9 protein-coding genes and 1 pseudogene are annotated in these 12,119 nt (G+C 69.8%); 4 read left to right on the top strand and 6 right to left on the bottom strand.

Going from position 1 to position 12,119, the window contains the following annotated elements; genetic code table 11:
* Positions 1-94 precede the first annotated feature (94 nt).
* The 3 genes from U9J23_RS10475 to msrB all read left to right on the top strand — a co-directional run bounded on the left by U9J23_RS10475 (position 95) and on the right by msrB (position 3,451).
* On the top strand, positions 95-1,639 hold the full coding sequence (locus U9J23_RS10475) for an alpha/beta fold hydrolase (RefSeq protein WP_085468068.1): 1,545 nt from the start codon (positions 95-97) through the stop codon (positions 1,637-1,639).
* A gap of 65 nt (positions 1,640-1,704) precedes the next feature.
* The gene (locus tag U9J23_RS10470; protein WP_085468067.1) at positions 1,705-2,940 is read left to right on the top strand and encodes a glycosyltransferase family 87 protein; all 1,236 of its coding nucleotides are present in this window, start codon (positions 1,705-1,707) and stop codon (positions 2,938-2,940) included.
* Positions 2,941-3,022: 82 nt separating this feature from the next.
* On the top strand, positions 3,023-3,451 hold the full coding sequence (gene msrB, locus U9J23_RS10465) for a peptide-methionine (R)-S-oxide reductase MsrB (RefSeq protein WP_085468293.1): 429 nt from the start codon (positions 3,023-3,025) through the stop codon (positions 3,449-3,451).
* On the opposite strand, the gene U9J23_RS10460 is transcribed toward msrB, so the two are convergent.
* Entirely contained in the window at positions 3,414-4,139 is a 726-nt protein-coding gene (locus tag U9J23_RS10460; RefSeq protein ID WP_085468066.1) for an HAD family hydrolase, read from the bottom strand. The genes msrB and U9J23_RS10460 overlap by 38 nt on opposite strands.
* A 34-nt stretch (positions 4,140-4,173) precedes the next feature.
* Positions 4,174-5,436: a serine hydrolase domain-containing protein gene (locus tag U9J23_RS10455; RefSeq protein ID WP_326602589.1), complete on the bottom strand. Its 1,263-nt coding sequence runs from the start codon at positions 5,434-5,436 to the stop codon at positions 4,174-4,176.
* A gap of 50 nt (positions 5,437-5,486) precedes the next feature.
* Between U9J23_RS10455 and U9J23_RS10450 the strand changes: the two are divergent.
* Positions 5,487-6,455: pseudogene (locus tag U9J23_RS10450) on the top strand (L-lactate dehydrogenase).
* Positions 6,456-6,504: 49 nt separating this feature from the next.
* Here U9J23_RS10450 and U9J23_RS10445 read toward each other — a convergent pair.
* From U9J23_RS10445 to hemE, 4 genes are read right to left on the bottom strand one after another with little or no spacing between them, the layout of a single operon-like run.
* Positions 6,505-8,790: a molybdopterin-dependent oxidoreductase gene (locus U9J23_RS10445; protein ID WP_106201537.1), complete on the bottom strand. Its 2,286-nt coding sequence runs from the start codon at positions 8,788-8,790 to the stop codon at positions 6,505-6,507.
* A 55-nt stretch (positions 8,791-8,845) separates the two neighbouring features.
* The gene (gene hemQ / locus U9J23_RS10440; RefSeq protein ID WP_085468290.1) at positions 8,846-9,541 is read right to left on the bottom strand and encodes a hydrogen peroxide-dependent heme synthase; all 696 of its coding nucleotides are present in this window, start codon (positions 9,539-9,541) and stop codon (positions 8,846-8,848) included.
* A 5-nt stretch (positions 9,542-9,546) separates the two neighbouring features.
* Positions 9,547-10,905, bottom strand: a complete 1,359-nt coding sequence (locus U9J23_RS10435; protein WP_106199950.1) for a protoporphyrinogen oxidase — start codon at positions 10,903-10,905, stop codon at positions 9,547-9,549.
* Positions 10,902-11,999, bottom strand: a complete 1,098-nt coding sequence (hemE, locus tag U9J23_RS10430) for a uroporphyrinogen decarboxylase (protein WP_085468064.1) — start codon at positions 11,997-11,999, stop codon at positions 10,902-10,904. Before hemE ends, U9J23_RS10435 begins: the two co-directional genes overlap by 4 nt.
* Between the last annotated feature and the right edge of the window lie 120 nt (positions 12,000-12,119).

Genomic DNA, 12,119 nt, shown 5'->3' with positions numbered 1-12,119 from the left:
CGCTCCGGGAGGACACTTCCGATCGGCTGCTCCACCACCGGTTGCACGCCTCCGTCGGTGAACCTGGCAGGCTGTGCGCATGCGCAGATCGGGAGTGATCGCCGCGATGTTGATCACGGTTGCCGCGGCGTCGACCGCGTGCGGAGCAGGACCGTCGATACGTCCCGACGTCGCCGTGGTGCGCGACGATCCCGGTGTCGCCGTCGACAGGACCCCGCAGGACGAGACCGCGGTACCCGAACTTCCGGTGCCGTCGGCCGAACCGACGTGGCGGAACTGCACGGACGAGACGCTCTCCTCGTTCGACGCACCTCCCGGTCCCCAGGGCCTCGTTCTCGAGTGCGCGGAGGTCGTCGCCCCGATCGATGCGGCCGGCACCGTCACCGGCACCTTCCCCCTGGCCGTCATGCGCGCACGACTGCCCGACACCCCCACCGACGTGGCGCCGCTGGTTCTCACGACCGGCGCCGACATCGCATCGACGCGTGCACTGACCGGGATGGCGACCGGTCCGATGTCCGGTGCACTGGCGATGCGTCCGATCGTCGCGGTGGATCGGCGCGGAATCGGCAACTCGCTCGCGATCGACTGCATCTTTCCCGCGGATCGTCGCGGCCTCGGCGATCTCGGGCAATTCGGCCGCACCGGCGATGCACCCGAACGTGTCGCCGATCTGGGCCGTCAGGCGACCGTCTCGTGCACCGACTACCTGCAGCCGCAGCAGCTGATGTTCGGCGCGTCGCACGCCGCCGACGACATCGAACGCCTCCGCCAGGCATGGGGAGTGGACCGGATCGGCCTCCTGGGCGTGGGGAACGGTGCGACGGTCGCGCTCGCCTACGCCGCCGCCTATCCGGGCGCGGTCGGTCGTCTCGTCCTCGACTCCCCCGCCGCGGCCACGGCCGACGCCGAGCTCATGGCCGAGTCGCAGGCCCGCGGCGCGGAGGCCGCCGTCGATGCCTTCGCCCGGCAGTGCACCGCCCTCGACTGCTCCCTCGGTGACGATCCCCGCGCGGCGATCGAGGGGCTGCACGAGCAGGCCACCACGGGTGAGCTCGCGCCGGTCTCGGCGAACTCGTTCCTCACGGCGTTGACGAGTGTCCTCGGCACTCCGCGCGCCGATCTGCAGGCTCGCGTCCGTGAGGTGGCGGACGTCCTCGCGGCCGCGCGGGACGGTGATGTCATGCCGCTCATCGAACTGGTCGGTGCGGCCGAGGAGAGGCTCTCGACGGACGGTCAGTTCGTCGCGCGGTGCAGCGACGGACAGCGCTGGCCGACTCCGACCCACGCGGGCGATCTCGCCCGGAACTGGTCCGGCCTGTATCCGCTGTACGGCGCGGACCTGGCGACGGGACTGACGGCATGTGCGGCGTGGCCGAGCCTGCCGCCCCCGCCGCTGCCGGCGGCACTCGACGTGCCCGTGCTCGTGTCCTCGGGGGCCGCAGATCCGATCGTGGGCAATGCCGGGGTGGAGTCGGTGACCGGTGTGCTCACCGCGGGCGGTATCGCCTGGGCGTCGCTGTCGTGGCAGGGTGCCGGCTATTCGGCGGTCCTGCACTCGGGTTGCGTGCAGGCCCGGGTCGAGACCTATCTGTCCGACGGGGAACTTCCGCCCAACGGAAGCCTGTGCCCCGCGTAGACGTTCCCCGACCGGGGGTCAGGGCGTGTGCACGAGCCCGCAGGCCCGCGGTGTACCGTGCCGTAGTGTTCCTCAGAAGTCTCGAACCCCGGACCGCACGCACGACCGCCGAGGTGGTCAAGGCCGTGGTGTGGCCCCTTGCCGTACTGACGGTTCTGCACCGGGTAGTGATCAAAGCGGTCAACGGGTTCCGGACGGACGACTTCACCCCGGTCTACAATGCGGCGTTGGCCTTCCTCAACCGTCGGCCGGTGTACACCGCCGAGTTCCAGTGGGTCGATCCCCACTACCTCTATCCGCCCTCCGGCACGCTGCTGATCGCCCCGATCGCGGTGATCGACCCCGAGCGGTCGCGGTGGTTGTTCATCCTCGCCAATGCGATCGCGATCCTCATCGCGCTCTACCTGCTGCTGCGCATGTTCGGTCTGCGACTCGATTCGCCGATCGCGCCGGTGCTGGTCTTCGCCGCGTTCGCGTCCGAGACGGTGACGAACACACTCGTCTTCACGAACATCAACGGTCTCGTCCTGCTCGGCGAGATCGCCTTCCTGACGCTGCTGCTCAAACGACGTGATCTGTGGGCGGGGGCTGCGCTCGGCCTGACCTTTGCGGTCAAACCGATCCTCGCTCCCTTGTTGTTCCTCCCACTCGTGCGTGGCCAGTGGAAGGTCTTCATCACCGCGGCGGGCGTCCCGATCGCGCTCACGCTCATCGCGTGGCCCTTGTCGGTCGACGCGTGGCAGTTCGTCGAGCACACCGTGCCGTACCTGCTCGAGTCCCGCGACTACTTCAACAGCGCGATCGTCGGCAACGGCATGTACTACGGGCTCCCGGCCTGGCTGATCTTCGGCCTGCGGGCGGTGCTCGCGGTGATGGTCGCGGTCTCGGTGTGGCTGCTGTACCGCTACTGCCGCCACGACGAGGTGTTCTTCGTGTGCACCGCCGGCGGTGTGCTGCTCGCGGCCTCGTTCCTGCTCGGATCGCTCGGCCAGATGTACTACTCGATGATGCTGTTCCCGTTGCTGATGACGGTGCTGCTGCCGAACTCCGTGATGCGGAACTGGCCCGCATGGCTCGCCGTCTACGGCTTCCTGAGCTACGACTCGTGGCTGTCGAGCCGGTGGGTGGAGGCCGGACGCGCCGCGGAGTACATGAAGACCACCTTCGGCTGGTCGCTGCTGCTCATCGTCGTCTTCGCCGTCCTGCTCGACCGCTACCTCGCCGCGAAGCGCGAAGGACGCCTGGCGGACGGTATCGAGCCGTCGCACCTGCTCGAGGAGAAACAACCGGCACGGACGTGAAACGACGGTCGATACACGGACGTGAAACGTCGGACGGTGTACGGACGTGACGCGCGCGCCCACCGCGGTTAGCGTGGAGATCATGACGTCTGCTCCTCGATCCGAGCCCGCACCCAAGGTCGTCCACACCGACGAGGAATGGCGCGCGAAGCTCACTCCCGCCGAGTTCGCCGTGTTGCGGCAGGCCGGCACCGAGCGCCCCTTCGTCGGCGAGTACACCGATACCGAGACCAAAGGCATCTACGAATGCCGCGCGTGCGGTGCCGAACTGTTCCGCAGCACCGAGAAGTTCCACTCCCACTGCGGGTGGCCGTCGTTCTTCGACCCTGCCGACTCCGACTCCGTGATCCTGCGCGAGGACAACTCGCTGGGCATGCGACGCATCGAGGTGGTGTGCGCGACGTGCCACAGCCATCTCGGGCACGTCTTCGAGGGCGAGGGTTATCCGACGCCCACCGACAAGCGGTACTGCATCAACTCGATCTCCCTGCGCCTGGTTCCGTCGGAGTGATCCCGGCCGCGGCCAGCGCGGTCCACAGCGCGTCGTGCCGCTCGGCGGTCGGTGCCGGTTCGACGAGTTCGAACGCGCACCCGATCGACCGGGCGGCACCGTCCGCTTTCTCGCTGTCGCCGATCATCAACGTGCGTGCCGGATCGACGCCCAGTCTTTCCACCGCGTAGCGGAAGATCTCCGGCTCGGGCTTGACGGCGCCCACCTCGAAGGACAGGGCGAACACCGACACGAGGTCGTCGATACCGAGCCGCGCGAACGCCGGCCGCAGGTCGAAGGCGATGTTGCTCACCACGCCGACGGCGATCCCGTCCCCGGCGAGCGCCTCGATGACGGGGACCGTGTCGGGATAGACGGTCCAGCAGTCGGGGTCGGTCACCTTCTCGTAGAGCGCCTGTGCCTGCTCGGGATCGGCCACGCCCGACTTCCGCAGCACCGTCAGGTAGGCCTCACGGTGCCAGCGCGGTTCGCGGTCGCGGTTGGTCCACGCATGGTGCTCGTCGGCGTCCATCTCGACGGGCTGCCCGACGGGTTGCGTCAGCCGCCGCATGAGGTCGGCCTGCCGGTGCACGTCGAAGGGTCTGCCCTCGTGGTCGGTGACGTCCGCGAGCCAGCTCTCGTCCTCCTCGAGCCGGAACAGGGTGCCGGAGAAGTCGAACAGGACGGCATCGAAGGGGGTCTCGGCCATGCCCCGAGGCTAACGGCTGCGCGACATCGGCAGGTCAGCTCGGGTACATCTCCTCCATGAGACTCTTGGCCGCGGTCGACGCGGGATCACGGCCGTCGACCCCGGGCGCGAGATCGGTCCATACGATCAGCGTGACGCCGTTGTCGGGATCGGAGCCCATGAACGAGTTGTACCCGGGCAGTTCACCGGTGTGCCCGTACATGGGACCCATCTTCGCGATGCCCCAGCCGTAGCTCGGGGCGTCCGGGTTCGCCGGATCGGTCGAAGGCATGGTCGTCATCCGCTGCTGCTGCAGGTCCGCGTCGAGGAGGTCGCCGCCGGTCAGCGCCTCCACCCACGTGGCGAGGTCCTCGGCGGTCGAGATACCCCCGCCCGCCGCCCATGCCCACGACGGGTTCATCCTGGTCACATCGGTCGGTTCGAGCGTGCCGTCCCGGGCCTTGGCCTGCATCTCGGGCGGAAGCGCCGGGTCGGTGAGGGTGAGCATGTTGGTGCCGTAGAAGTAACCGTGGGCGTAGGGCGACGGCAGCGACGTGTCGGAGGGCCCCGGGAGCGATGTCCTGGTCAGACCGGTCGAACGGAAGAGGCGCTCGTCGAAGATCTGCGCGAGCGGTCTGCCGTCGAGTTGTTCGGCGATCAGGCCGAGCAGCACGTAGTTGGTGTTGGAGTAGTGGTAGCCCTCCCCCGGCGGGAAGTACGGCGGGTTGGCGAACGCGAGGTCGAGCAGTTCCTCGGGCTGCCAGACCCGTTCGGGATCGTCGTCCATCGCCTGGTTGAACTCCGGTGTCTCGGTGTAGTTGTAGAGACCGGACCGCATGTTCAGCAGTTGTTCGATCGTGATGGCGTCGCCGTTCGGGACGTCGGGTCGATGCTTCGACACCGGATCCGACAGTGCGAGGTTCCCGTCCTGCACCTGCTGCAGGATCACGGTCGCCGTCCAGGTCTTGGTGTTGGAACCGACCCGGACATGGTCGTCGAGGGAGACCGGGTCCCCACCGTCGCGCTCGGTGGTCCCGTAGGTGGCGGTGACGGTGCCGGACGGTGTCCGCAGCAGGGCCGCGGCACCGGGCACCAGGAACTCCTGCGCCGTCTGCTCGAGTACCTGTTCGAGCCGCGCCTGGTCGACCGGGTTCACGGCGGTGTCCGTCGCGGAGACCCCCGCAGCCGTACCGGGCGGGGAGGTCCCCTCGGTCGGCGAACTGTCGTCGTCGGACCCCGAGCAGGCTCCGACGATCATCGCAACTGCGACCGCGGCACCGGCCGCGCGCAGGGAACGTGCCGATGCGGACCGGTTCATGAATCCCAACGGTAGCGAGCGAGCCGCCCGTATGAGCCACAATTCCTCGCATGGGTGAGACGGGTACGAGAATCCGGCGACACACGAAGCTGTCCGTCGTCGGCGCCGGGAGCGTCGGTACCGCAGTGGCGTACGCGTGCCTGCTCCGGGGATCGGCGGACGCGATCGCGCTGTACGACACGAATGCCGCGAAGGTGCGCGCGGAGGTCCTCGACCTGAACCACGGCACCTAGTTCGCGCCGTCGTGCCGCATCGAGGGCAGCGACGACATCGCCGTCACCGCCGGTTCCGATCTGATCGTCGTGACCGCCGGTGCCAAACAGCATCCCGGCCAGTCCCGCCTCGATCTCGCGGCCGCGAACGTCGCCCTGGCACGGGACCTGACTCCCGGCCTCCTGTCCGTCTCCCCCGAGGCGGTGGTCGTCTTCGTCAGCAATCCGGTCGACATCGTCACCCGCGCCGCGATCGCGGCGAGCGGCATCGCGGACGGCCGGATCTTCGGGTCGGGCACGGTGCTCGATTCCGGCCGGCTGCGATATCTGCTCGCCCACCGCGCCGACGTCGCGATCGAGAACGTCCACGCGTTCGTCGTCGGGGAGCACGGCGATTCGGAGGTCGCACTGTGGTCGGGCGCGACGATCGGGGGTGTGCCGGTGAAGTCCTTCTCCGTCGACGGCCGGCCGGTCTTCGATCCGGAGACCCGCGCCGAACTCTTCGACGAGGTCGTGCGCAGCGCCTACGAGATCATCCGCGGCAAGGGCGCCACGAATCTCGCGATCGGCCTGTCGAGCGCCCGCATCGTGGAGGCCGTGCTGCGGAACCAGCGCCGCGTGCTCGCGGTCTCGACGCTGCAGACCGGGCGGCACGGCCTGCAGGACGTCTGCCTCTCGCTGCCCACCGTCGTCGACGCGCGCGGCGCGCACACCGTGCTCGACGTGCCGCTGTCGCCGGAGGAGGAGGCGGGGCTGGCCGCCTCCTCGGCCACTCTGCGCGAGGTCCAGGCGTCCCTCGGTCTGTGAGGACCCGACGCGTAACGGCCGTGCTCGTGGCGGGCACGACCGTGAGCGCTCAGCGCTGCCGGACGACCGGCGGATCGTAGGCCCGGATGGGCGGCAACTCGCCGTCGAACCGCTCGACGTCGACGAGCACGTGCTGCCCCGTGCACCCGTGGGACAGCGACGACGTGCCGACATCGGGGGTGAGCACGTTCGCGTTCCCGTGCACACACATCGACCCGGGATCGGACGGATCCAGCGGGTCGTACCAGGCTCCGGTCGCGAGCTGGACGACGTTCGGCAGCAGGCCGTCGTCGAGGACCACCCCGGCGAGGCAGGAACCCCGTTCGTTGAAGACGCGCACGATGTCACCGGCCTCCAGACCTCGCGCGGCCGCGTCCTCGGGATGCATCCGGATCGGTTCGCGTCCACGGATCTTCGATGCCTGGCTCACCGAGCCGTGATCGAGCTGGCCGTGCAGGCGCGTGGCCGGCTGGTTGGCGATCAGGTGCAGCGGGAACCGTTCGACCCGCGAGGAGCCGAGCCACTCGTCGGGTTCGTACCAGGTGGGGTGCCCGGCGCAGTCGTCGTACCCGAACGAGTCGATATCGGCGGAGAAGATCTCGAGCCGTCCGCTGGGGGTCCGCAGCGGGTTCGCCTCGGGGTCGGTCCGGAAGTCCTCGAACAGGGTCAGATCGTCCTCGGTCCGCATCCGGACCGGTCCGCCGTACCAGAAGTCGTCGAAGGGCGGCGGGTCCTCGATCCGCCGGTCGTCGGCGAGGACGAAACCACGCCACTGCTCGTAGAGGTGCTCGAGCCACTGCCGGGAGCTCCGGCCCTCGGTGAACTTCTCGCCGAAGCCCAGGCGATGGGCGAGATCGGTGAAGGTGTCGTAGTCGTCGCGGGCGTCGGCGAACCGCGGGACGGCGGCCTGCATCGCGACGAGCAGCGGATCGTTGCGCGTGCACGTCAGGTCGTCGCGCTCGAGCGCGGTGGTCGACGGCACGACGATGTCGGCGTGCTTGGCCATCGGCGTCCAGTACGGGTCGTGGACGACGATCGTGTCGGGTCGCTGCAGGGCCCGGCGGAGCCGGCCGATGTCCTGGTGGTGGTGGAAGGGATTGCCGCCCGCCCAGTACACGAGCCGGGTGTCGGGGAAGGTCAGGCGTTGCCCGTCGTAGTCGAACTGCTCCCCCGGCCGCAGCAGCAGGTCGGCGATCGCGGCGACGGGGATGAAGTCCTCGACGTCGTTGTTGCCCTGGAACAGGGTGGGCAGCGGATACGGGACGGGCGCGAGACCGGGTTCGTTCATCGAGCCGTAGCCGTGGCCGAAACCGCCTCCGGGAACGCCGAGTTGACCGAGCATCGCGGCGAGGGTCACACCCGCCCAGGGTGCCTGCTCGCCGTGCCGGACGCGTTGCAGCGACCATGTGACCGACACCAGGGTGCGGCCTCGGGCCATGCGTCGCGCGAGGTCCACGAGGGTGCCGGCCGGGATGCCCGACAGTCCGGCGGCCCACTCGGGGGTCTTGGGGACGCCGTCGGTGCGGCCGAGCAGGTATTCCTCGAAGCGGTCGTAACCGGTGCAGTAGCGGTCGAGGAACTCGCGGTCGGCGAGGCCTTCGGTGGCCAGGACGTAGCCGAGGGCGAGCATGATCGCGACGTCGGTGCCCGGCCGGGGTGCCAGCCACTCGTGCTCACCGTGCACGTCGCTGCGGATCGGGCTGAACGAGACGATCCGGCCGCCGCGGGCCCGCATCCGGTCGAGGGCGTCGCGGGTGGGGTGGTCGCTCGTGCCGCCGTCGTTGACGGCGGTGTTCTTGAGCGGGATCCCGCCGAAGCACACCATCAGATCGGTCTCGCGGGCGATGACCTCCCAGGAGGTCGAGCGCGCGAACAGTTTCCAGTGGGTCCCCACGACGTGCGGCATGATCACGCCGGTCGCGCCGAGCGAGTAGGAGTGCACCGAGCGGGTGTAGCCGCCGAACATCTTCAGAAAGCGGTGCACCTGGCTCTGTGCGTGGTGGAACCGGCCGGGTGCCGACCAGCCGTAGGATCCGCCGAAGATCGCCCGGTTCCCGTGCCGGTCCTTCACGCGCTGCAGTTCGCCCGCGAGGAGCTCGGTGAGCTCGTCCCACGAGACGGCGACGTACTCGTCGTCGCCGCGTCGTGAGCTCGGTCCCGGTCCGTTCTCGAGCCAGCCGCGGCGAACGGCCGGCCCGGCGATGCGAGCACGGTGCCGCACCGATCCGGGGATGTTCCCCAGGATCGGTGAGGGGTCGCGGTCCCCGGCGTAGGGCCGCACGGCGACGACCTCGCCGTCGCGTGCCTGCGCCGAGAACATCCCCCAGTGGGCCATCTGGGAGAACAGACGACCTCCCCCCTCGGGTGGCACCGCGCTCGTCGAGGTCACGTCAGGGCAGCGACGCGACGAGGGCTTCGACGTCGACCCGCGGTCCGGTGAAGAAGGGGGTCTCCTCGCGGACGTGCAGGCGCGCGTCGGTGGCACGCAGGTCGCGCATGAGATCGACGATGCGGTGCAGCTCCGGCGCCTCGAAGGCGAGGATCCACTCGTAGTCGCCGAGCGCGAAGGCCGGAACGGTGTTGGCGCGGACGTCGGGGTAGCCGCGGGCCGCCATGCCGTGGTCGGCGAGCATCTTGCGACGCTGCTCGTCGGGCAGCAGGTACCACTCGTAGGACCGCACGAAGGGGTACACGCAGACGTAGTTGCCCGGCTCCTCCCCCGCGATGAAGGCGGGCAGGTGGCTCTTGTTGAACTCCGCGGGCCGGTGCAGTGCGGTGTTCGACCAGACCGGGGTGCTCGCGCGGCCGAGGATCGTGGTGCGCCGGAAGTCGGCGTACAGCTTCTGCAGATCCTCGATGTGCTCGGCGTGGGTCCAGATCATGAAGTCGGCGTCGGCGCGGGTGCCGGCCACGTCGTAGAGACCGCGGACGATCACGTCGGTGTCGTCGAAGCGGGCGAAGAACGCCTTCGCGTCCTCGATCGCCGCCGTGCGGTCGTCGCCGAGAACGCCGGGTCGGACCTGGAAGACCGACCACATCGCGTAACGGAGGGTGGAATTGAGCTTGTCGTAGTCGAGACGTGCCATGACGTTCATCCTTCCATTCGTGCAGCCAGGCGTGCGGCCGCGGCCGTGCCTGTTGCGATACATGCGGGTACGCCCACACCGTGCAGCATCGCGCCGGCGACCTCGAGTCCGTCGATCCCTGCGATCTCGGCCTCGAAGGCGGCGACGATCTCGCCGTGGTGTTCGCGGTACTGCGGCAGCCCGCCGTGCCACCGCTGCACGAAGGCGGCCACCGGTTCGGCGTCGACTCCGGTGACGGTCGCGAGATCCGCGCGGGCCAGCGCGATCAGGTCGGCCTCGGATGCGTCGACGAGCGCGTCGTCGCCGAACCGTCCGAACGACGCGCGGGCGAGTGCGACGGGTCGTTCGGCGAGGTGCGGCCACTTGCGGCTCGACAGCGTGAAGGCCTTCGCCGACAGATCCTCCCCCGTCGCGACGAGGATCCCGGAGTTCTGCGGCAGACCGGCGTCGTGCGGCAACGCGAGCGCGACCACGACCGACGAGGCGAGCGGGATCTGCGCGGCGCATTGCGCGGCGGATCTCACGCTGTCGGCGAGGAGCCGGGCGGCGTCCGGGGCGGGCACGGCGAGCACCACACCGTCGACCTCGCCGAGCGGATCGACCGACCACCGGCCGGCGCTGCGCTTCAGTCCGGATGCCGCCGTGCCGTACAGGAACTCGGCGTCGGCCTCGCGGACGAGGGCCTCGATCAGCACGCCGTAGCCCTCGCGCAGCGTCCCGAAGACGGGAGCGTCCGACTTCGGGGGCAGTGCACGGGCGACGGCCTCGCTCAGGCTCGTCGCGCCGGCGTCGAGGGCTGCCGCGAGCGTCGGGACGGTGGCGCGCACACCTGCGGTGTCGGACAGCCCCGAGTACACCCCGCCGAGCAGCGGGTCGACGCTGCGCCGCACCACCTGCTCACCGAAGCGCGATCGGACGAGTTCCGCGACGGAGACGTCGGAGTCCCGGTCCCAGTGGAACGGCACGGAGGGTTCGGCGGTGATGCGTGCCAGGGTCTCGTCGTCGACGAGTCCTTCGACGGACTGCGCGGATGCGGGGATACCCATCAGCGTGCCTGCCGGCAGCGGATGCAGTCGTGCGTCGGCGTACAGGAGCGGACGGGCGGCCGAGGGGTGGACGATGTGGTCGCTCAGGCCGAGTTCCTCGACGAGCGCGAGCACCTCGGGTCGGCGTGCGATGAACGCTTCGGCACCGACGTCGACGGGGTCGCCCGCGAGCGGGACCGTGCGGAGTTTGCCGCCGAGCCGCGACGATCGTTCGAGCACGACGATCCGCGCGGCGGCGCCGAGCGAACGGCGCAGCCGGTACGCGACGACGAGCCCACTGATCCCACCGCCGACGACCGCGACCGTCGGCGGGTTCACAGCGAATGCACCAGCTCGACCACTCGGGTGATGACGTCGGGATCGGTGTCGGGCAGGACGCCGTGACCGAGATTGAAGATGTGTCCGATGGCGCCGGCCTCGAGAGCGCGGTCGGCCTCGGCGACGATGCGACGCACCTCGCGTTCGACGACCTCGCGGCCGGCGAACAGGATCGCGGGGTCGAGATTGCCCTGCAGGGCCTTGCCCGGGCCGACGCGGGTCGCGGCGACGTCGAGCGGGATGCGCCAGTCGACGCCGACCACGTCGGCACCCGCCTCGCCCATGGCGCCGAGAAGCTCACCGGTGCCGACACCGAAGTGGATGCGCGGCACCCCCGCACCGGCGATCTCGGCGAAGACACGTTCGGAGTGCGGCAGGACGTACTCGCGATAGTCGGCGAGCGAGAGGGCACCGGCCCACGAGTCGAAGAGCTGGACCGCGTCGACACCGGCACCGATCTGCGCGCGCAGGAAGGTGATGGCGACATCGGTGAGCTTGCCGAGGAGGGCGTGCCAGGTCTTCGGGTCGGCGTGCATGAGCGCCTTGGTGCGCTCGTGGTTGCGGCTCGGACCGCCTTCGACGAGATAGGACGCCAAGGTGAAGGGCGCGCCCGCGAACCCGATGAGCGGGGTGTCGCCGAGCTCGCGGGTCAGCAGACCGACCGCGCGGGCGACCGCTCCGACCTCCTCGGCTTCGAGGGTCGGCAGCGCGGTGACGTCGGCGGCGGTGCGGACGGGGTTCGCGACGACCGGGCCCGTGCCGGCGACGATGTCGAGGTCGATCCCGGCGGCTTTGAGCGGGACGACGATGTCGGAGAACAGGATGGCGGCGTCGACCTTGTGCCGCCGCACCGGCTGCATCGTGATCTCGCAGACCAGTTCGGGGTCGAAGCAGGATTCGAGCATGCCGATGCCGGCCCGGATCTCGCGGTACTCGGGCAGGGAGCGGCCGGCCTGGCGCATGAACCACACGGGGCGGTGGGCAGGCTTCTCGCCGCGCGCGGCCGCCAGCAGGGGCGCATGAGGCAGGATCCTCCGCGCGGGGTACTCCGCGGGCACCGCAGATCCGACGTTCGTGTTCTCCAAGCCGGTCATCGATCCTCGTTCTTCGGGCACTGCGCGCCGTCGCGCAGGGCAGCGTCTGCCGGTCGCACACAGGACGTGTGGTCCGGACCCGCTGCCCATGCTGCCACGCCCGCGCCGTTCGCCGGAATC

The organism is Rhodococcus sp. PD04 (assembly GCF_035918275.1).
GTDB lineage: Bacteria > Actinomycetota > Actinomycetes > Mycobacteriales > Mycobacteriaceae > Rhodococcus > Rhodococcus rhodochrous.
This window is presented reverse-complemented; position numbering and strand designations above follow the sequence as displayed.